Consider the following 20,356-nt stretch of genomic DNA (forward strand, 5'->3'; position numbering starts at 1 on the left):
GTTTGCGTCGCCGGAGTGATGCTCGACACCTCTCCCCGCTATCTTCTCTACCATCGGGGCATGACCTCCACCTACCGGATGTACCAGCAGTTCGCCGCCCGCCCCCTGGGGAAGCGGGCGTTCTCCCTGGCATACATGCTCAAGGCCCCCTACTTCGCCTCCGTGCGCCCGCAGGTCCTCGAGATGGCCCCGCACCGCGCCGTGGTGCAGATCCGCAAGCGGCGGGCAGTGCAGAACCACATCGGCACCGTCCACGCCCTGGCCGTCGGCAACGGCCTCGAGGCGGCCATGGGCCTGCTGGCCGAGGCCTCGCTGCCGGAGGGCACGCGCTGGATCCCCAAGGGCATCCGGCTCGACTACGTGGCCAAGGTCCCCGGCGACGTCCGATGCCTGGCCGAGACCGACCCGGCGGACTGGGAGCAGTCCCTCCCCTGCGAGGTGCCCGTGCGCGTGACGGCCCACCTGCGCGACGGCACCGAGGTGGTGCGCGGCGTCATCCCCCTGTGGCTCTCGGAGGCCAGGCGCTGAATGCCCGCAGGGCCGCCGCCGGACTGGATAGTGTGGCCCCGCTGCCCCGACGCGCTCCGCAGCGGCGCAGTCCCGACCCGAAAGGCTCCGCGATGACCACCTCCGAGACCGCGCTCCGCGTCCGCCCGGCAGGCGCCGAGGACCTCGAGACGATCGCCGGAGTGATGGCACTGGCCTTCACCGACGATCCGTGGGCCCGCGCCCATGCGGCGCCGGGCGAGGACCTCACCAAGCGGCTCGAGGCCCGCTACCGCCTGCTGCTCGAGCAGGTATGGCTGCCCCATGCCGCGGTGGACGTCGCGGAGCTGCACGGCGTTCAGGGTCCCCAGATCCTGGGTGCGGCCATCTGGGACCGCCCCGAGTCGAAGGCCCACGAGGACCCAGCGGCCCGGGAGGCCGAGCGCCGCGCCGGCGAGATCCTGGGGACGGACCCGCAGAAGCAGCAGCAGGACAGCCGCACCTACGACCGCCTGCACCCCCAGGAGCCGCACTGGCGCCTGTCCTACCTCACGGTGGCTCCGGCCGCGCAGGGCCGTCGCGTGGGCTCGACCCTGCTGGAGCACGGCCTGACCCGCGCCGAGGGCCTGCCCGTGGGCCTCGAGTCGACCACCCCGGGCAGCCGTCGGCTCTACGAGCGCAGCGGCTTCGAGCTCGTGGAGCTGATCACCGACTCCGCCGGGGTGGAGCAGGCGGTCATGCGCCGCGGCTGATCCGCAGGGCGGTGCGTGCGTAGCCGATCCCGTTGAGCACGTGCAGCACGGCGCCGACCTGCACGCACACCGAGCCCAGGGCGGTGAGCCAGGACCAGTCGAAGGCCGGCCCTGCCAGCACCGCGACCACGCCCAGCATGGTCAGGGCCGTGCGCAGCTTGCCCGCCCAGGTGACCGCCATGCCCTCGCTCAGGCGCAGCCGGACCAGCATGACCAGAAGCGCCACATCGACCGCGGCGATCACCAGGATCGCCCACAGCGGCAGCATGCCCTCGACCGTCAGCGCGATGATCACCAGCCCCAGGCCGATCCGGTCGGCGAGCGGATCCAGCTTGGCGCCGAACTCGCTGAACTGGTCCAGCAGTCGCGCCAGGAAGCCGTCGACCCAGTCGGTCAGCGAGAAGATCGCCACCAGCACCAGCGGCATCCAGGGCCGCTCCTGGATCTGCAGGATCGCGATGACCGCCGGGATGATCAGCAGGAAGCGCAGCGCGGTGAAGGCATTGGGGACCGTGACCACGCCGCTGTCCGCGTGCGACGACGACTGCGCGGCACGCCCCTGTCCCGCGGGCTCATCGCCTCGCAGGGACGGCGGCAGGAGTCCGTCGCGCAGAGCGGTCAGGGCCTTGTTCATGGTGCGGATCCGTTGTTCGGCGGGAGGGGTGCAGGCGCGGTCACCGGAAGGAGTCGAGCCACTGCTCGCGCAGGCGGTCCTCGTCCTCGGGCTCAGGGATGAGGGGCACGCCGCGGCTCAGCAGGCGGGTGCGGCGGACGTCGAGGGCCGCGGCCAGCAGGCTCGCGGCGGCCGCCGCGAACATCAGCACGCCCACGGTGTTGGCGAAGCCCGAGCTCAGCCCGGCGGTGGCGCCGGGGAAGACCGCCAGGAAGATCGAGGCGGGCTCGCCGTGGACCAGGTCCGGCAGCAGCGCCCCCAGCACCACGGCCAGGGCCCAGGCGACGATCATGAGCCAGCAGGTCAGGGGCCGGGCTCGGCGCTGGACGTAGCGGCGGGCATCGGCGAGCACCATGCCCGCGGCGATCCACAGCAGGAGCGCCAACGGGGCGCCCAGGGCCCCGAGCCAGATCGGCCAGCGCTGCCCGGGCCCGCCGACGGGCACGGAGGACAGCGCGAGCCAGGCGGCCAGCAGCAGCGGCATCACCGGAGCCAGCAGGGGCACCGTCCGGGCGACGGCTCCGCGGCGTCGGGGGTCATCCAGCGGGGCGCTCATGGCTCCATCCTAGAAGCGCTCTCCGACGCTCCCGCCCACCGCCCCCGGGGTCGGGCAGCGCACCCGACGGCGGAGGAGCTGCTGGCCGCGTGATAATCTCCGAAAGGGTCGGCGTCGACGAGGACCCGTGCTGCAGGAGGTGCGCCATGGCTGATCGCCCCGCGATCCCCCACCCTCACGACCATGCCTGCGCGCAGACCCGCAGCGCCCATGCCGCCCCCGACGGCGCCGCCGCAGAGGCCTCCGGCCACAGCCACGGCCATGCGCACGGAGGCGGGCACTCCCACGACCATGCAGCGGGTGCGGGCCGTCGCCGCCTGGCCATCGCCTTCGCCATCACGTCGAGCATCCTGATCGCCGAGGTCATCGGGGCGGTGATCACCGGCTCCCTGGCCCTGCTCGTGGATGCCGCCCACATGCTCGTCGACGCCGGCGGTCTGCTGCTGGCCCTGCTCGCCGCCTCGCTGGCGGCCAGGCCGAGCTCGTCGCACCGGACGTGGGGATGGCTGCGCACCGAGATCCTGGCCGCGGGCATGCAGGCCGCCGTCCTGCTCGTGGTCGGCCTCTACGCGATCGTCGAGGGCGTCCGGCGGCTGCTGGATCCCCCGCCGGCCGCGGACACGGATGTGGTGCTGCTCGCCGTGATCGGCGCCGTGGGCCTGGCTGCCAATATCGCCTCGCTGCTGGTGCTGGCGGGCGGGCGCGGGGATTCGATGAACATGCGCGCGGCCTTCCTGGAGGTGCTCAACGACGCCCTGGGCTCCGTCGCCGTGATCGCGGCGGCCGCCGTCATCCACTTCACCGGCTGGACCGGCGCCGATGCCCTGGCCGGCCTGCTGATCTCGCTGCTGATCCTGCCCCGGGCGCTCATGCTGCTGCGCGAGTCCGGCTCCGTGCTGCTCGAATCCGCCCCCCGCGGTCTGGATGTGACCGAGGTCCGCGAGCACCTGGAGACCGTCCCGCATGTGGCGGCGATCCACGATCTGCACGCCTCCGTGGTGGCCACCGGGGTGCCCGTGCTCACCGCGCACGTGGTGGTGGACGACGACTGCTTCCACGACGGCTCCCTGCCCGCCGTCCTGGACGCGCTGCAGCTGTGCGCGGTGGAGCACTTCCCCGTGGCCGTGGAGCACACCACCTTCCAGCTCGAGCCCGCATCGCACCGCCGCCACGAGGCTCTGGGCCCCGCCCACGACTGAGGCTGCGCCGCCCCTCGGCGTCACCTGTTCCCTTCTGCAAACCGGAGGGCTACCCTGGATGGCGTGCCCCCGAGGCCGAAGGAGGCAGATCATGGCACGCCGTCTCTTCTCCGAGCTCTCGCCGACGACCTATCAGATCGCCCTCGCCCGCCGCCGGATGCAGCGCAGGATCGCCGACGGCCTCCGGCGCAGCAGCTTCGCGCGGCAGGCGTCGCAGGAGTCGCTGCCGGTCAAGGTCTACACCCACAACTCGCTGATCCGCCGCCGCCTGGGCAATGCGCAGCCCGAGCTGCAGGAGGGCAAGGCCGTCTCGCTCGGTCTGGCCGCACCGCACGTGGACGGGATCCTGATCCGCCCCGGGGAGACCTTCTCCTTCTGGCGGCTGGTGGGAGAGCCCAGCGCCCGACGCGGCTTCCAGCCCGGGGTGGTGATCTTCGACGACCACGCGGAGACCGGTGTGGGAGGCGGGCTGTGCCAGTTCACCAACCTCCTGCACTGGATGGCGCTGCATTCGCCGCTGAGCATCGTGGAGCACCACCACCACTCCGGCCTGGATCTCTTCCCCGACTTCAAGCGGCAGATACCGTTCGGCACCGGCACCTCCATCGTGTGGAACTTCCTGGACTACCGCCTGCGCAACGACACCGGCATCACCTTCCAGTTCCGGGTCCGCACGGATGACGAGCACCTGCGCGGCGAGCTGCGCGCCGATGCTCCCCTGGACCAGAAGTTCCATGTCCGCGAGGAGGACGGGTGGTTCTACGAGGCGCTGGACCCGCAGACCGGGAAGCTGCAGGTGCGCCGGCACAACATCGTCAGCCGGAGCACCAGGGACAAGCGCACGGGCAACATCGTGGCGAGCGAGACCCTGCTCGAGAACGACGCCCTGGTGGTCTACGACCGCGACCGGATCACCGAGCCCATCCGCCCGCTGTCGGAATCCGAGTCCGCCCAGCGCCGATAGGCTGGTGCGCATGTCCTCTCGCACCTTCCCCCAGGCCGTCCTGTTCGACCACGACGGCACCTTGATGGACACCGAGCCCCTCTGGGACCTGGCCAAGCGGCGGCTGGCCGCTGAGCACGGCGGCACGTGGACCGCCCAGGACACCGACGACGTCATGGGCCGGTCGATCGGGCTGACGCTGCAGCGGCTGCGCGAGCGCGGCGTGGAGCTCGAGGACCGGGCCATGGGCGAGCGCCTGGTGCTGCTGTCCCGCGAGCTGCTGCGCGAGCAGGACCCGGAGCTCATCCCGGGTGTCGAGGCGCTGCTCGAGGAGGTGGCCGCTGCCGGCATCCCGGCCGGGATCGTCACGAACGCCACCACCGAGATCGCCGAGCACACGGCCACCAAGGGGCCCGAGAACATGTTCGACGTCATCATCGGCGACCGCGAGCTCGCCCAGGGCATCGCCGCCAAGCCGTCCCCGGAGGGCTACCTGGAGGCCGCTCGCCGCCTGCGGGTGGACCCGGCGCAGTGCATCGCGATCGAGGACTCCCCCTCCGGTGTGGAGGCCGCCCAGGCCGCGGGCATGACCGTGGTCGTCGTCCCCGGGGCCCTGCCCGTGGACCCACAGCGGGGAACCGTCCATCTGACCGATCACCGCCAGCTCTCCCTGGCCCTGCTCGAGTGGCTGGATCCCCAGCACCGCTCGTGGCCCAAGGCCGTCCTGCTCGATCACGACGGCACCCTGGTGGACACGGAGCCCGAGTGGGCCATCGCCAAGCGCACCGTGGCCCGCTCGTTCGGCCAGGAGTGGACCGAGGAGGACGACATGGCCACCCTGGGCCGCACCGTCCAGGAGTCGGCGCAGCTGATGCTCGATCGCGGAGCGCAAGGAGAGCTGCAGGAGGTCACCGACCGCATCGGCGCCGAGGTGGCGGCGGCGACCGCCGAGCACGTCCCCTTCCTGCCCGCACGCCCGCAGCTGCTCGACGAGCTCGCCGAGGCCGCGATCCCCGCAGCGATCGTGACCAATGCGCTGGCCGCGGTCATCGCGGGCACCGCGGCCGCAGCCCCGCACGCGATCCGCGCGGCGGTCTCGCGCGAGGACGTGGAGCACGCCAAGCCGCACCCGGAGCCCTATCTGACGGCCGCCGAGCGGCTCATGACGGCCCCCGAGGACTGCATCGCCGTGGAGGACTCGATCGCCGGCGCCCAGTCGGCCACTGCCGCCGGCATGCCGGTGGTGATCGTCCCCGGTGAGCGAGAGGTCCCCACCGAGCCGGGCTTCGTGCCCGTGGCCCGGCACGAGGACGTGACCCTCGAGCTGCTTCGCTCGATCGGCCCGCTGGTGCCCGAACTGCCCCGCTGTGACATGACGGCAGATCTGCAGGGGGATCCGTCCGAGGCCTCCGCTCGGGCAGATGCCGCCGATCGCTCCCGCGCCGAGCTCGAGCGGGCCACCCGACGCCCCGCCAGCCAGGTGCTGCGCCTGAACCGCGGCTGATCCCCCGAGCCTGCGGGCACAGAAGAAGCCCGGGACCTCCTCACGGAGATCCCGGGCTTTCGGCCTATCCGGGTCCGGTCGTCCTGGGAGGACGGGGCCCGGAGTCGGGAGGCGGGACCGCGCAGGCTCGGCCGCATCGGCCGAGCCTGCCCGGCGCCTCACGGCGAGGGACTCAGCCGCGCAGCGAGCCGCCGGCGCGGCGGTCACGACGACGAGCCGCTGCCTGCGTGGCGCGATCGGCCACCGCGTCCGCGGTGCCGTGCAGCGCCACAGCGCTTGCCGGGGCGTCCGTGCGAGCAGCGGTGCTGCGAGCGCCGCCGCTGCGTCCGCGGCCCGAACCGGCGGCCCGACCGCCGCCGGAGCGGCCGCCGCCCTGGCCCGGACGGCCTCCGCGGCCTCCGTCGCGCCGGCCCTGGGCCTGGCCCTGGCCCTGCTCGCCGCCGCGTCCACCGCGACCGCCCGAGCGGGACTGGCCGCGCTCACCGGCGCGGCCCTCGGAGCGCCCGCCCCGCTGGCCGCGCTGGGCCTCGGGCTGTGCGCCGCGGCCGCCGCGCGAGCGGCCGCCCTCGGCGCGGGACTCGCCGCGGGCGTCGTCCCCGCCGCGTCCGCCGCGGCCCGAACCCTGACGACCGCCCTGGCGCTGGGCGGGACGACCCTCGCCGCCGCGGCCGCCGGAGCGCCGCGCACCCCGGCCGCCGGAGGGCTGCTGCTGGGCCGGAGCCACGCGCTCTGCGCGCTCGCCCACGAGATCGGCGACGACCGGCGAGCCGATCGAGACCTCGGAGAACTCGGCGGTCACGCCGGCCTGCTTCAAGAGCTTCTCGACGTCGCGACGCTCCTCGCGCGTGGCGATCGTGATGACCTGGCCCTGGGCGCCGGCGCGGGCCGTGCGACCGGAGCGGTGCAGGTAGGACTTGTGCTCGGCCGGCGGATCGATGTGCACGACCAGCTCGACGTCATCCACGTGCACACCGCGGGCGGCCACGTCGGTGGCCACGAGCACGCGGACATCGCCCTGGGAGAAGCTCGCCAGGTTCCGGTCGCGCGCGTTCTGCGAGAGGTTGCCCTGCAGATCGACGGCCGGGATGCCCTTCTGCGAGAGCTTCTTGCCCAGCTTCTTGGCGCGGTGCTTGGTGCGCGTGAACATCACGCGCCGACCCGTGCCGGAGGCCAGGGTCTCGATCAGCGCCTGCTTCTCATCGGCATCGACCACGAGCACGTGGTGCTCCATGGTCGAGACCGCGGCCTTGGGCGCATCCACCGAGTGGGTGACGGGGTCGTGCAGGAACTTCTTGACCAGCACGTCCACGCCGCCGTCGAGCGTGGCCGAGAACAGCAGGCGCTGGCCGTCGTCCGGGGTCTGCTTGAGGATGCGGGTGACCACGGGCAGGAAGCCCATGTCGGCCATGTGATCGGCCTCGTCGATCACGGTCACGCGGATGTCGTCGAGGGTCAGGACCCCCTGCTTGAGCAGGTCCTCGAGGCGGCCCGGGCAGGCCACGACGATATCGGCGCCGCGGGAGAGCGCGCGCTCCTGGTGGACCTGCGAGACGCCGCCGAAGATCACGGTGGTCGACAGCCCGGCCTCCTCGGCCAGTGGAGCGATCGCCCGATCGATCTGGGTGGCGAGCTCGCGAGTGGGGGCCAGCACCAGGCCGGTGGGCCGGTTGGCCCTGCGCGGCGCGCGGCTGGTTCCCTGGGCCAGGCCTGCCAGGCGGGTCACCAGGGGAAGGGCGAAGGCGATGGTCTTGCCGGAGCCGGTGCGGCCTCGGCCGAGTACATCGCGCCCGGACAGCGAGTCCGGGAGGGTCTTGGTCTGGATGGGGAAGGGCTGGTCGATCCCGTGCTGGGAGAGGACGCGAGCCAGTGCCTCGGGCACGCCGAGGTCGATGAAGGACGTCAAGGGAAGAGCACTTTCGATCGGATGTCCCGGCGCCGGTATCGGCCGGCCGGGGTGCGCCGATCTCACGATCCGCATGGAGGCGACGTACCGGACTCGCGCAGTGACGTCCGGGGCTTCCGAGCTCCCGGTCCGCAGCAGGCGTAGACCCGAGGTCTGCCCTCGAGGGTCCGTCTGCGTCCTGCGCCGTCCGCGTGCCCGCGGGGTGTTCGACGCGCTGCCTGCCCATCTCGCTTCAGATCTCACGTCCCTGGCCGATGAACGGCCGTCGGGTCCGGTGCGCGGCGGGCAGTGCCATGTGCAACTCATCGACCCTACATGAATAGGCCCCTGACCGCCGTGAGGCGCAGCACGAGCCCGGCCCTCGCTCAGCGGGGCCGGCGCCCCGACGCGCACCGGCCCACCCCGGGAGGCCCTGCTAACATCGTGACGGATCACCCATCGGCTCCCCGCGGCACGCGGGAGCCGACACCCCCGACCTGAAGGAGCACGAATGCGCCTCTCCAATGCCATCCTCCGCGGCGTCTCCGGCGCCTACCTCATCCAGTCCGGGCTGGGGAAGAAGGACCTCCCCGCGGAGGCCTACGGCCACCTCAAGGGCATGGCCGCCAGCGGCATCCCGCAGTTCGGCGAGTGGGACGACAAGACCTTCGGGCAGTTCCTGTGGCTGTCCGAGGTCGGCATCGGCGCAGCGCTGGTCACCCCGTTCGTGAACAAGCGCCTGGCCGGCGCCGCTCTGCTCGCGTTCTCCGCCGGCATGCTGAGCATGTACTTCCGCAACGACGAGCTCACCCAGGCGGACGGCATCCGCCCCTCCCAGGAGGGCACGCCGCTGTCCAAGGACGTCTGGCTCGCCGCGATCGGCGCCAGCCTGATCGCTCAGGGCAAGAAGTGAGCTGAGCGCTCCGCTTCCGCCCGGGCGCAGCCGCTGACAGCTGCCGCCCCGAGAGCAGGCGAACGCCCCCACCGTCACGGTGGGGGCGTTCGCATGTCCGGGCAGCAGGCTCTCGATGGATTCAGTCGGTCTCGACGTCGATCCGATAGCCGAGCTCGTGGACCTCGCCGGGTGCGACCCGCACGGCGTGCTCGAGCGCATTGGCGCCCTCGAGACACAGCATGGCCGGCCACTCCTCGTCGCCGAAGTCGGACATGGCCGCGGCCTTCTCGCTCCACGGATTCCACACGACGGTGTCCGCCGCCCCGCGCATGGTGATGCGCAGGCGCCGGCCCAGCACAGGATCCGCGACCGTCACGGGCCCGCCCGAGAGGTACACGCGGTCCGTCTCCCCCGTCAGCCGCAGCGACCGGCCGGCGGCGGGCACGAGCGCGTTGTCCTGCGTCTTGTCGATGAACTCGGCGTCCTCGAGGCCGCGCACCTCGACCTCCCGGACGTCGCCGACGGCCAGGTAGGTGTGCAGCGCCTCCTCGATCTCGAAGGCCTCCTCCCCCGTGTTCTCCACGCTGAGCACGACCTCCAGCGACGCCCCGGCACGCACGGAGAGCCGAGCGCGGAACGCGTGCGGGAAGGACTCCCGGTGCTCCTGCGACAGCGTCTCGTCGGTGAGCTCGAAGACGGCCGCATCCTGCTCGGTGCTCACCCGCGCCCAGTCCACGGTGCGCGCGAATCCGTGCGCCGGCTTCCGGTCCCCGCTGCGGCCGGGACCGAACCACGGGAAGCACACGGGGATCCCGCCGCGGATGGACCTGCCCACCTGGAATCCGGAGCGCCGGGACACGAACAGGACCGGGTCGTGGCCGAACGGGGTCCAGGAGGCGACGTGGGCGCCCTGGTCGTAGACGGTGGCGATCCCGGCGTCGCCGCTCAGGGCCAGAGGGTGGTTGAGTTCGCTCATGCTCCCACCCTAGGCACGCTCGGCTGCCGCAGGGGAAGCTGTCGTCGTCGTTTGCCGTGGAAAAGCGACGAGGGGCCTGCCGGTCCGCCGGCAGGCCCCTCCCGAGTGCGCTCAGCGCCCGGTCGACTCGTACGTGTCGATGCCGCCGGGGTGGCCCGCCATGAAGGCGTCGATCTGCGCCTTGCCGGCCCGCAGCTGCGGATCGTTGTCGAGGTAGTACTTGGTCTCCCGGTAGATCAGCCCGGAGAGCACGAGCAGGCCGATCAGGTTGGGGATCGCCATGAGGCCGTTCATGACGTCGGCGAAGTTCCACACGACCGCCAGGGGGACGGTGCAGCCGATGTAGACGACGATCGAGAACACGACGCGGTAGGGCATGACGGCCCTGCGGCCGAACAGCCGCTCCATGCAGCGCTCGCCGTAGTAGGCCCAGCCCAGGATCGTGGAGTAGGCGAACAGGACGAGTCCGATGGTCACCACGTAGTGGCCCCAGTTGCCGGGCAGGCCGTGCGAGAAGGCGTCGCCCGTCATGGTCGCGGCGAAGTCCGAGCCCTGCTCCCACACGCCGGTCGTGATGATCACCAGGCCGGTGAACGTCACCACGATGATCGTGTCGATGAAGGTCTGGGTCATGGACACCAGGCCCTGGCGCACCGGGTGGGTGGTCTGGGCGGCGGCGGCGGCGATGGCGGCCGAGCCCATGCCGGACTCGTTGGAGAACGCGCCGCGGGCCACGCCCATCTGCACGGCCAGGATCAGCGCAGAGCCGGCGAAGCCGCCCACGGCGGCCGTCCCGGAGAAGGCGTCGGTGAAGATCAGGGCGATCGCCGCGGGGACGTCGACGATGTTGACGATCAGGATCCAGATCGCGCCCACGACGTAGAACACGATCATGATCGGCACGAAGCCCGAGGAGACCTTGGCGATCGACTTGATGCCGCCCACCAGCACGGCGAGCGTCAGGATGGCCAGCACCGCTCCAGTGATCCACAGGGGGATGCCGAACGAGCCCTCGACATTCGAGGAGATGGAGTTGCCCTGCGTCATGTTGCCGATGCCGAACGACGCCAGCGCTGCGGCCACCGCGAAGAACAGGGCCAGGAACTTGCCGATGCCGCCCGGGATGCCGCGCTGCAGGTAGTACTGCGGCCCGCCCGAGATCTCCCCCTTGGCATCGGTCGTGCGGAAGCGCACGCCCAGGAAGGCCTCGGAGTACTTGGAGGCCATGCCGAACACGCCCGTGACCCACATCCAGAACAGGGCGCCGGGGCCGCCGATCGAGATCGCGGTGGCCACGCCCACGATGTTGCCGGTGCCCACCGTGGCCGCCAGGGCCGTAGTGAGCGCTTGGAACTGGGAGACGTCGCCGCCCACGGCGTCGTCGTCCGCCCGGTCGAGCAGGGCCAGGCGCAGCGACGGGCCCAGCTTGCGCAGCTGCAGGCCCGAGAGGCGGATGGTCAGGTACATGCCCGTGAGCAGCATCAGCGGGATGAGGCAGAAGGGCCCCCAGATGATCGACCCGAAGCTGCCGAAGCACTGGGCGGCATCGATCGAGCCGGGGGTGAAGCAGTACGAGCCGATGCCCGCGAGCTGGTCGAGCAGGTCCTGGATCACGGGGGGTCCTCTCGTCAGGGAGTCTGGAGCCGGTGAGACGCGCGACACGCCCCATCCGAAAGCATCTAAGCACACAGGTGATTGCCAGCCGGTGCTCGGCCTGCTCACGGGAGAAGTGTGTCGGCAGGCCTGCCCGTCGCTGGTCCGCTCAGTCGGCGTCGGCGCGCCGGGACAGCCGCAGGGCGGTCACGGCGCAGGTCAGCGCCAGTCCGGAGAAGATCAGCATCCACACCGCCATGGGCACCGCAGTGCTGTCGCCGCCGAGTCCGGACAGCGGGCTGGCGATCCCTCCGAGCAGGAACTGCAGCAGCCCGAGAACCGCCGAGCCGGCCCCGGCCCGGTGCCGCGCCTCGGCCTGGCCCAGCGCGATCGCATTGCCCATCACGAATCCGAAGCACGCCTGGGCGGCCACCACGTGGGCGATCAGCGTCCACATCGGCGCACCGGCCAGCAGAGCCGCCAGACCCACCAGGTTGATGCAGCTGAGCGCGATCAGCGCCGTGCGCAGGATAGCGCCTGGGGAGAAGCGGTTCAGGAGGCGGACGTTGACCAGGCCCCCGAGCAGCCCGCACAGCGCGCCGAGGGCGAAGACGAGCGAGTAGCCGAGCTCCGAGAGCCCCACGATGTTCTGGAGCACGAACGAGGAGGCGGAGATGTAGGAGAACAGGCAGCCGAAGGCGAAGGCCAGGGCCAGCGCCCAGCCCATGAACACGGGCTGGCCCAGCATGCGCCACGGCCCCTCGAAGATCCCCACCAGGCCGGCACGGCTGCGCTCGGCCGGAGGCAGCGTCTCCTTGAGGACCACGAGCGTCCCGGTGAGCATGAGCAGGCCGAAGCCCGTGAGCAGCCAGAAGACCGTCTGCCACACCGCCTGCGAGGCGATCACTCCGCCGATCAGCGGCGCGACGATGGGCGCCATGGAGGTGATCGTGCCGAGCAGCGTGTAGACCTTGGCGGCCTCGATGCCGGAGACCGTGTCCGAGACCATCGCACGACCGACCACCACGCCCGCGGCACCAGCGATCCCCTGGACGGCGCGCAGCACGAGCATCATCTCGATGCTCGTGGACAGGGCGATGCCCGCCGAGCTCAGCGTGAACACCGAGGTGCCGGCCACGATCAGGCCGTAGCGCCCCAGGCGATCGGAGACGGGCCCCAGCACGAGCTGCCCCAGGGCCATGCCGATCATGTACGTGCTCAGCGAGAGCTGGACCGCCGTGATCGGAGTCCGGAAGTACTCGGCGGCCGCCGGGATCGAGGCCAGGTAGATGTCCGTGGCCATGGGGCTCACCGCCGCCATGATGCCCAGGGCCACGATGAACATGGCCCGATCTGCTCCGGAGGACAGCTTCAGCCTGGTCAGCGACGACACGGTGCTCCTGCGCGACATGCCCGGTCGGGGCGGGGAGGGGTGGGCGGCGGCCCCATCACCCTAGCGGCTGGCTAGACTCACCGACTGATGAGCGAGCACAGTTCCCCCGATCAGACCGCGCCCGAGACCGACGACCAGACCGGCGGGGATGCGGATCCCACCCGCTTCCACCGCCAGCCGCTGTCCTTCGTGCGCCGCGGCGACCGCCTGACCCATCGCCGGCAGAGGGCCTGGGACGAGCTGGCCCCCGAGCGGATCCTTCAGGTCCCGCGCGAGATCACCGACACCTCCGTGGCCGCCCACGCCGTGTTCGACCAGGAGGCCGTCTACGGCCGGCGCGCCCCGCTGGTCGTCGAGATCGGCTCCGGGCTGGGCGAGGCCATGGCCCACCGCGCCGCCGAGATCCCCGAGCAGGACTTCCTGGCTGTCGAGGTCTACACCCCCGGTCTGGCCGACCTGCTCTCCAAGTCCGACGCCGCCGGGGCCACCAACGTGCGCGCCGTGCAGGCCAATGCCCCCGAGGTGCTCGAGCATTTCCTGGAGCCGGCCTCGGTCGACGAGCTGTGGGTCTTCTTCCCCGATCCGTGGCACAAGAAGCGCCACCACAAGCGCCGCCTGGTCTCCCCCGGCTTCGTCGAGAAGGTCGCCCGCGTGCTGCGCCCGGGCGCCACCTGGCGACTGGCCACGGACTGGCAGGAGTACGCGATCCAGATGCGCGAGGTCATCGAGGCCGACGGCCGCTTCGAGAACCTGCACCCCGGCCCCCTGGCCGATGACGCCCAGCCGGATCAGGGCTGGGCGCCGCGCTGGGAGGGCCGCACCCTCACCAGCTTCGAGCGCAAGGCCAGGGAGGCCGGGCGCACTCCGCGGGATCTGACCTACCGCTTCTCGGGCTGATCCCCGGCGGGGCCGGCCTCGGCGCCCGGCTGGGCGCCGGCCTCCGGGCGCCCCTCGACCGACGACCCGTCGGCGTCCGGGCTGCGGGGCTCGTCCTCCTGAGCGGGGAACGTGCCCGTGCCCCAGTCGTAGTCCACGGGACGGCCGTTCTCATCGGTGCGCTGGTACCAGTCGGTGTACTCGCTGGCCGAGGAGTCGAAATCGGCCGCCGTGGCCCACTCCCGGTCGGGGCCGTCGGCCTTCTGCACGGCGAGCATGAAGTCGTCGCCGTGCTCGTCCACGCCGTGGCGCACGGCCTTCTCCAGGGCCCATTCCCCGTAGGCGCTGCGCAGGATGTAGGGGTCGGTGCGCAGATCCTTGTGAAAGGCCACGGCCATGGCGAAGATGATCAGCGTGAACGGCAGCGCGGTCACGGTGATCATGTTCTGCAGTCCGGTCAGGGCGTTCTCACCACCGACCAGCAGCAGCACGACCGCGATCCCGGCCATGCACAGGCCCCAGAAGACGGTGACGAGCTTGCGGGGCTCGGGGTTGCCCTTCTGCGACATCTGCGAGGCCACGACCGAGGCGGAGTCCGCCGTGGTGATGAAGAAGACCGCGAGCATCACGATCACGATGCCCGTCACGATCGCCCCGCCGGGCAGGGTGTCTGCCACCACGAAGAAGATCTCCTCCGGGGCGGCAAGGGTCGCGGCGGTCCCGTCCGGGGCGATGGTCTGGTTCTGCAGCTGCTCCCGGATGGCGGTGCCGCCCAGGATCGTGAAGGCCAGCACCACGATCGACGACGGGATGAACAGCACGCCGAAGATGAACTGCCGGATCGTGCGCCCGCGCGAGATCTTGGCGACGAACACGCCCACGAACGGCGACCACGACACCCACCAGGCCCAGTAGAACGTGGTCCATGAGGAGAGGAACTCCTGCATCTCGGGGCCGTCGGACATCGAGGCGGAGAGCATCGTGGGCAGCTCCGCGAAGTAGGTGACCACCACGGCGGGGACGTAGTTCGCCAGGAACGCCGTGGGCCCCACGATGAAGAAGAACAGCGCCAGGGCCACCGCCAGCACCATGTTGATGTTGGACAGCCAGCGGATGCCGCGGGAGACCCCGGAGACCGCCGAGGCGATGAACCCGGCGGTGAGCAGGGCGATGATCATCAGCGCCATGGCGTTGCCGGTCTCGCCCAGGCCGGCGAAGATCTCGACGCCGCGACCGATCTGCAGCGCCCCGATGCCGAGCGAGGCGGCCGTGCCGAACAGCGTGGCGATGATCGCCAGGATGTCGATGATCTTCCCCGCGGCGTTGTCCGTGCGCCCGTCGCGGAAGAACGGGGCGAACACCGAGCTCATCAGCGGGACGCGGCCGCGGCGGTAGGAGGCGTAGGCCACGGCCAGGCCCACCATGCCGTAGATCGCCCAGGCATTGAGCCCCCAGTGCAGAGCGGCCTGGGCCGAGGCCAGCTTCATGGCCTCCTGCGTGGCCGGATCCACCGAGCCGGGGCGCGGGGAGAGGAAGTAGGTCATGGGCTCGAACGGCCCGAAGAAGATGATGCCGATGCCGATGCCCGCCGCGAAGAGCATGGCCGCCCACGACGCGGTGGAGTACTCGGGCTTGTCGGTGTCCAGCCCCAGGGGGATCCGCCCGTAGCGCGACAGGGCGAGGCACACCAGGTAGATCAGCAGCCCCACGGCCAGGGAGTTGAAGGCCCAGCCCATGTTCACGCTGGTCCAATGCAGCGCTGCCGTGGAGATCTCGGTCAGCGACTGCGTGTCGAGCAGTCCCCACACGATGAACGCCAGGATCAGCGCTCCGGAGACCACGGTGACGATGCGATCCACGCCGTAGCGGTTGAGCTGGTCGTCCACCGAGATACCGGGCACCAGCACCGGGTGGATGTTGTGCGGGTAGTTGATCTCCCGCAGGAAGGATCGCCCTGCTGCGGCCTCCTTCCCGTGTCGTCGGGATGCGGCGGGGGTGCCGGGCGCTTCGCTGCTGGGCATGGGGGGGGACCTTCGGTGTCGCGGGTGATGTGGACCGTTTCACCATAGGCGAAGGCGGCGGCCCGTCCCGGGGAGGACGGACCGCCGCCTTCACAGCCTCGACGTCCGAGTGCCGCTGTGCTGCCTCAGGGCCGCTGCCGCTCCGTCGCGGAGGCGCGCCCCTGGGCGCGGCTCGGGCGGTAGAGCATCAGCGCCCGGGAGCTGGACAGCTCGGGGCGCTCGGTCGGCAGGCGGCGCCTGCCGCGGGGCAGGCGCACGATCTCGCCGGAGGGCATGGCCGCGAACACGGACTGATCGGACTCCAGCTGCTCGAGGGCCTCGTCGCGCTCCTGCGTGAGCTCGGTGACCCGGTGCTGCAGGGCGGCGACCTGGTTCTCGAGCTCGATGATGCGCTTGATCCCCTGCAGGGAGACGCCATCCTGGGACAGCTCCTGGACCTGGCGCAGCTTCTCCACATCGCGCTGGGAGTAGCGCCGGGCGCGCCCAGGCGCCCGGGACGGGCGCACGAGTCCGAGGCGGTCGTACTGGCGCAGGGTCTGCGGGTGCATGGACGCCAGCTCGGCGGCCACGGAGATCACGAACAGCGGCTTGTCCGCGTCGAGAGCCATTGCACTCACGTTCCTTTCCAGATGATGGGGTTCCAGTGTCCCGGCGGGGGGACCCGGGAGCGTTCCCGGGTCCGCGGCGCGAGGCCGGGCCCGGAGCCGGCTCACGCGCCGGCGCGCTCCATGAGCTTGGCCCGAGGATCCTCGCCGGCGGTGGCGGCGGCGAAGTCCTCGACCGCCTTGCGGGAAGCCTCGTCGAGATCGGCCGGCACCGCCACCTCCACCGTGACGATCAGGTTGCCCTGGCCCTTGGACGAGTGCACGCCCTGGCCCTTCACGCGGAAGCGGCGTCCCGAGGACGTCCCGGCGGGGATGCGCAGCGACACGGTGCCTCCGGTCGGCTTGGGGACCTGCACGGTGGCACCGAGCGCGGCCTCCGGGAAGGAGATCGGCACCGTCACCTGGAGGTCGTCGGTGTCTCCCTTGCGGGAGAAGACGGGGTGGCCGCCGACCTTGACCGTGAGGATCAGATCGCCGGGGCCGCCCGGGCCGCTGTGGCCCTTGCCCCGCAGCTTGAGCTTCTGCCCGTCGCGCACGCCCTGCGGGACCTTGACCGTGGTGGTCTCGCCGTCGCCACGGCGCAGCCGCACCGTGGTGCCCTTGAGCATGTCGTCGAAGGAGATCAGCGTGGACGTGGTGAGGTTCTCGCCCTTGGCGGGCGGCTGAGGGGACTCGTAGCCGTCGAAGCCTCCGGCGCTGTAGCCCCCACCGCCGAAGCCGCCGCCTCCGAAGAGGTCCTCGAAGCTGAAGCCTCCACCGCCGCCGGTGGTGGTGTAGCGGGTGCGGGTGCGCCCGCCCCCTCCGAAGGCGTCGCCGAACAGGTCCTCGAAGCCCCCGCCTCCGGAGCCGCCGGCGAAGCGGGCGCCGGAGCCCATGGCGCGGATCTGGTCGTACTGCTGGCGCTCCTCAGGGTCTGCGAGGACGTCGTGCGCCTCGGAGATCTCCTTGAAGCGGGCCTCCGCCTCCGGGTCACCGGGGTGGCGATCCGGGTGATGCTTCTTGGCGAGCGTGCGGTAGGCCTTCTTGATCTCGGCGTCGGTCGCGTCCTTGGAGACGCCCAGAACGCCATAGAAGTCCTTGTCGATCCAGTCCTGACTGGCCATGACGCCTCCTTTCAGGGGCAGTTGACGGTGTCGGTGTGCGGCCGGCCCGCTTCTTCGGGGCCTGCCGGGGAGCTGACGGGGCCGCCCGCCGAGGCGGACGGCCCCGTCAGCTCAGGTGCTCGAGCCGCAGGCGGCGGCTCGGGGCGCGGTGCTCGTGAGCGCTCGGGCTCACTCGCCCGGGGCCACGGCCACCTGGGCCGCGCGCACCACGCGCCCGCCGACGCGGAAGCCGGAGCGCAGCACAAGCGAGACGTGATCCGCCTCGACGCCCTCGGCCGGCTGCTGCAGCACGGCCTCGTGCACGTTCGGGTCGAAGGCCTCCCCGACCGCGCCCACGCGCTCCAGACCGCTGCGCTGCAGCGTGTCCTCGAGCTTCTCGGAGATCCGCGCGAAGGGGCCGTCGGTGATCTCCCCGGCCTGGCGGCCGGCGTCGATGTCGTCGAGCACCGGGATCAGCGAGCCGATGACATCGGCGACGACGTGGTCGCGCAGCTGCTCGCGCTCGCGCGCGGTGCGGTTCTTGTAGTTCACGAACTCGGCCTGCAGGCGGCGCAGGTCCTCGAGGCGCTCGCGGGCGAGGTCATCGCCCTCGGGCTGCTGGTCCTGATCGGCCTGGCGGGCCTCCTCGGTCTGCTCCGCGCCCAGGACGTCCTCCGGGGTCAGCGGCTGCTCTGCCGAGGTCTGCTCCTGATCCTGAGCGGGCTGCTCGGAATCGCCGGGCTCCTGGCCCTGCGAGCGCGGATCCTCTGGGTTGGTGGTCATATCTGGCTCCTCAAGCGGTGGGTCGCCGTGCCCGGCCGCTCGGCCTGCGGCTGCGGCGCACGACGGGGTGCGGATGCGGGTGAGGCCCGCCCGGCGCCGTCGCAGGTCCGTCGCTGCTGGGCGACGGATCCTGCGCGGCGCTCGGGCGAGCCTCAGGTGCGGGTCACTTCGAGGAGGAGTCGTCCTTCTCATCGTCCACGACCTCGGCGTCGACGATGTCCTCGTCCTCGTCCTGAGCGGGCTGCTCGCCTGCGGCAGCGCCCTCGGCGCCGTCCTGCGAGTACACGGCCTCGCCGATCTTGCCCATGGAGCCCTGCAGCTTCTCGACGGCCGACTCCACGGCGGAGTCGTCGTCGCCCTCGAGCGCGGTCTTCACCGCGTCGATGTCCGCCTGGACCTCGGTCTTGACGTCGTCCGAGAGCTTCTCGTCGTTGTCCTTGACGAGCTTCTCGGTCGAGTAGGCCAGCTGCTCGGCGTTGTTGCGCATGTCCGCGGCCTCGCGGCGCTTCTTGTCCGACTCGGCGTTGGCCTCGGCATCCTTGACCATGCGATCGATGTCCTCCTGGGACAGCGAGGTGCCGCCGGTGATCGTCATGGACTGCTCGGTGCCGGTGCCCTTGTCCTTGGCGGACACGTGCACGATGCCGTTGGCGTCGATGTCGAAGGTGACCTCGATCTGCGGCACGCCGCGCGGGGCCGGCGCGATGCCGGTCAGCTCGAACGTGCCCAGGTTCTTGTTGTCCCGGGTGAACTCCCGCTCGCCCTGGAAGACCTGGATCGAGACCGAGGGCTGGTTGTCCTCGGCGGTCGTGTAGACCTGCGAGCGCTTGGTCGGGATGGCCGTGTTGCGCTCGATCAGCTTGTTCATGACGCCGCCCTTGGTCTCGATGCCCAGCGACAGCGGGGTCACGTCGATCAGCAGCACGTCCTTGCGGTCGCCCTTGAGCACGCCTGCCTGGATGGCGGCGCCGATCGCGACGACCTCATCCGGGTTGACGCTCTTGCTGGGCTCCTTGCCGCCCGAGAGCTCCTTGACCTTCTCCACGACCGCGGGCATGCGGGTCGAGCCGCCCACGAGGACCACGTGGTCGATGTCCGAGACCTTGATCCCGGCCTCCGAGATGACATCCCGGAAGGGCTTCTCCACGCGGGCCAGCAGATCCGAGGTCAGGGACTCGAACTTGGCGCGGGTCAGGGTCTCATCCAGGTGCACCGGGCCCTCGCTGGTGACGGAGAGGTACTGCAGCGAGATGTTGGTCGAGGAGGCGGAGGACAGCTCCTTCTTGGCCTGCTCGGCGGTCTCCTTGAGGCGCTGCAGGGCGATCTTGTCCTTGGACAGATCCGCGCCGGTCTTGGACTTCACCTGCTCCAGCAGCCAGTCGACGATGCGCTGATCCCAGTCATCGCCGCCCAGGCGGTTGTCGCCGGCGGTGGCCGCGACCTGGATGGTGGAGAAGTCGTCGTCGTCCTTGCCGACCTCCAGCAGGGAGACGTCGAACGTGCCGCCGCCGAGGTCGAAGACGAGGATGTTCTCGTCCTCCTTGCCCTTCTCCAGGCCGTAGGCCAGGGCAGCCGCGGTGGGCTCGTTGATGATGCGCAGGACGTTCAGGCCCGCGATCTCACCGGCCTCCTTGGTGGCCTGGCGCTCGGCGTCGTTGAAGTAGGCGGGGACGGTGATGACCGCATCCGTGACGTCGTCGCCCAGGTAGGACTCGGCGTCCGTCTTGAGCTTCATGAGCGTGCGGGCCGAGATCTCCTGCGGGGTGTACTTCTTGTCGTCGATCGTGGTCGTCCAGTCCGTGCCCATGTGGCGCTTGACCGAGGCGATGGTGCGATCGACGTTCGTGACGGCCTGTCGCTTGGCGACGGCGCCCACGAGGGTCTCGCCGTCCTTGGAGAAGGCGACGACCGACGGGGTGGTGCGGGCGCCCTCCGCGTTGGCGATGACGACGGGCTCGCCGCCCTCCAGCACTGCGACGCAGGAGTTGGTGGTGCCCAGATCGATGCCGACTGCTCGAGCCATGGTGGTTCCTCCTTCTGCCGAAGCCTCTGACGGGGCTTTCGGATCTGTTCTGCGGTGCTCAATCTGCGAGCGGTTGCCGGATCCTTCAGCCCCGGACGGCCTCTCGTTGAGCTT

The 20,356-nt window shown here is 71.2% G+C and carries 18 protein-coding genes; 7 read left to right on the plus strand and 11 right to left on the minus strand.

Going from position 1 to position 20,356, the window contains the following annotated elements; genetic code table 11:
- Positions 1-60 precede the first annotated feature (60 nt).
- The gene (locus FFS25_RS02730; protein ID WP_171004074.1) at positions 61-528 is read left to right on the plus strand and encodes a hotdog fold domain-containing protein; all 468 of its coding nucleotides are present in this window, start codon (positions 61-63) and stop codon (positions 526-528) included.
- Positions 529-620: 92 nt separating this feature from the next.
- Positions 621-1,238 carry a GNAT family N-acetyltransferase gene (locus FFS25_RS02735; protein ID WP_137801832.1) on the plus strand — a complete coding sequence of 206 codons (618 nt, stop codon included), beginning with the start codon at positions 621-623 and terminating at the stop codon, positions 1,236-1,238.
- On the opposite strand, the gene FFS25_RS02740 is transcribed toward FFS25_RS02735, so the two are convergent.
- Entirely contained in the window at positions 1,222-1,872 is a 651-nt protein-coding gene (locus tag FFS25_RS02740) for a CDP-alcohol phosphatidyltransferase family protein (protein WP_137801833.1), read from the minus strand. The genes FFS25_RS02735 and FFS25_RS02740 overlap by 17 nt on opposite strands.
- 40 nt (positions 1,873-1,912) lie before the next feature.
- Entirely contained in the window at positions 1,913-2,467 is a 555-nt protein-coding gene (locus FFS25_RS02745) for a hypothetical protein (RefSeq protein WP_137801834.1), read from the minus strand.
- A gap of 146 nt (positions 2,468-2,613) precedes the next feature.
- On the opposite strand from FFS25_RS02745, the gene FFS25_RS02750 reads away from it, so the two are divergent.
- The 3 genes from FFS25_RS02750 (at position 2,614) to FFS25_RS13670 (ending at position 6,113) form a co-directional block, all read left to right on the plus strand.
- Positions 2,614-3,666: a cation diffusion facilitator family transporter gene (locus FFS25_RS02750; RefSeq protein ID WP_137801835.1), complete on the plus strand. Its 1,053-nt coding sequence runs from the start codon at positions 2,614-2,616 to the stop codon at positions 3,664-3,666.
- A 91-nt stretch (positions 3,667-3,757) separates the two neighbouring features.
- Complete coding sequence (locus FFS25_RS02755) at positions 3,758-4,630, plus strand: VanW family protein (protein ID WP_137801836.1); 873 nt, start codon at positions 3,758-3,760, stop codon at positions 4,628-4,630.
- Between the two features lie 10 nt (positions 4,631-4,640).
- A complete protein-coding gene (locus tag FFS25_RS13670; protein ID WP_249933741.1) occupies positions 4,641-6,113 on the plus strand; it encodes an HAD family hydrolase in 1,473 nt (490 codons plus the stop codon).
- A 172-nt stretch (positions 6,114-6,285) separates the two neighbouring features.
- Here the strand turns inward: FFS25_RS13670 and FFS25_RS02765 are convergent, their stop codons facing one another.
- The gene (locus tag FFS25_RS02765) at positions 6,286-8,016 is read right to left on the minus strand and encodes a DEAD/DEAH box helicase (RefSeq protein WP_058870755.1); all 1,731 of its coding nucleotides are present in this window, start codon (positions 8,014-8,016) and stop codon (positions 6,286-6,288) included.
- 490 nt (positions 8,017-8,506) lie between these two features.
- Here FFS25_RS02765 and FFS25_RS02770 point away from each other — a divergent pair, with 490 nt between their 5' ends.
- A complete protein-coding gene (locus tag FFS25_RS02770) occupies positions 8,507-8,908 on the plus strand; it encodes a hypothetical protein (RefSeq protein WP_006213830.1) in 402 nt (133 codons plus the stop codon).
- A gap of 121 nt (positions 8,909-9,029) precedes the next feature.
- On the opposite strand, the gene FFS25_RS02775 is transcribed toward FFS25_RS02770, so the two are convergent.
- The 3 genes from FFS25_RS02775 to FFS25_RS02785 all read right to left on the minus strand — a co-directional run bounded on the left by FFS25_RS02775 (position 9,030) and on the right by FFS25_RS02785 (position 12,852).
- Positions 9,030-9,866: a D-hexose-6-phosphate mutarotase gene (locus FFS25_RS02775; protein WP_058870756.1), complete on the minus strand. Its 837-nt coding sequence runs from the start codon at positions 9,864-9,866 to the stop codon at positions 9,030-9,032.
- Between the two features lie 111 nt (positions 9,867-9,977).
- Positions 9,978-11,417, minus strand: coding sequence for an alanine/glycine:cation symporter family protein (locus FFS25_RS02780; RefSeq protein ID WP_040560477.1), 1,440 nt, complete (start codon positions 11,415-11,417; stop codon positions 9,978-9,980).
- A 211-nt stretch (positions 11,418-11,628) separates the two neighbouring features.
- Positions 11,629-12,852 carry a multidrug effflux MFS transporter gene (locus FFS25_RS02785; protein ID WP_058870757.1) on the minus strand — a complete coding sequence of 408 codons (1,224 nt, stop codon included), beginning with the start codon at positions 12,850-12,852 and terminating at the stop codon, positions 11,629-11,631.
- 87 nt (positions 12,853-12,939) lie between these two features.
- Here FFS25_RS02785 and trmB point away from each other — a divergent pair, with 87 nt between their 5' ends.
- Positions 12,940-13,749, plus strand: a complete 810-nt coding sequence (gene trmB / locus FFS25_RS02790) for a tRNA (guanosine(46)-N7)-methyltransferase TrmB (RefSeq protein WP_171004075.1) — start codon at positions 12,940-12,942, stop codon at positions 13,747-13,749.
- Here trmB and FFS25_RS02795 read toward each other — a convergent pair.
- The 5 genes from FFS25_RS02795 to dnaK form a co-directional block, all read right to left on the minus strand.
- Positions 13,731-15,749 carry a BCCT family transporter gene (locus FFS25_RS02795; protein ID WP_058870759.1) on the minus strand — a complete coding sequence of 673 codons (2,019 nt, stop codon included), beginning with the start codon at positions 15,747-15,749 and terminating at the stop codon, positions 13,731-13,733. The genes trmB and FFS25_RS02795 overlap by 19 nt on opposite strands.
- A 125-nt stretch (positions 15,750-15,874) precedes the next feature.
- Positions 15,875-16,357, minus strand: a complete 483-nt coding sequence (locus FFS25_RS02800) for a heat shock protein transcriptional repressor HspR (protein WP_058870760.1) — start codon at positions 16,355-16,357, stop codon at positions 15,875-15,877.
- A 101-nt stretch (positions 16,358-16,458) separates the two neighbouring features.
- Positions 16,459-17,457: a DnaJ C-terminal domain-containing protein gene (locus FFS25_RS02805; protein ID WP_137801837.1), complete on the minus strand. Its 999-nt coding sequence runs from the start codon at positions 17,455-17,457 to the stop codon at positions 16,459-16,461.
- A gap of 168 nt (positions 17,458-17,625) precedes the next feature.
- Positions 17,626-18,219 (minus strand): nucleotide exchange factor GrpE, encoded by a 594-nt coding sequence (locus FFS25_RS02810; protein ID WP_058870762.1) that lies wholly within the window; start codon positions 18,217-18,219, stop codon positions 17,626-17,628.
- A 163-nt stretch (positions 18,220-18,382) separates the two neighbouring features.
- The gene (gene dnaK / locus FFS25_RS02815) at positions 18,383-20,242 is read right to left on the minus strand and encodes a molecular chaperone DnaK (RefSeq protein ID WP_058870763.1); all 1,860 of its coding nucleotides are present in this window, start codon (positions 20,240-20,242) and stop codon (positions 18,383-18,385) included.
- Positions 20,243-20,356 lie beyond the last annotated feature (114 nt).

This window comes from Kocuria sp. 2SI (genome assembly GCF_005502825.1).
Lineage (GTDB): Bacteria > Actinomycetota > Actinomycetes > Actinomycetales > Micrococcaceae > Kocuria > Kocuria palustris.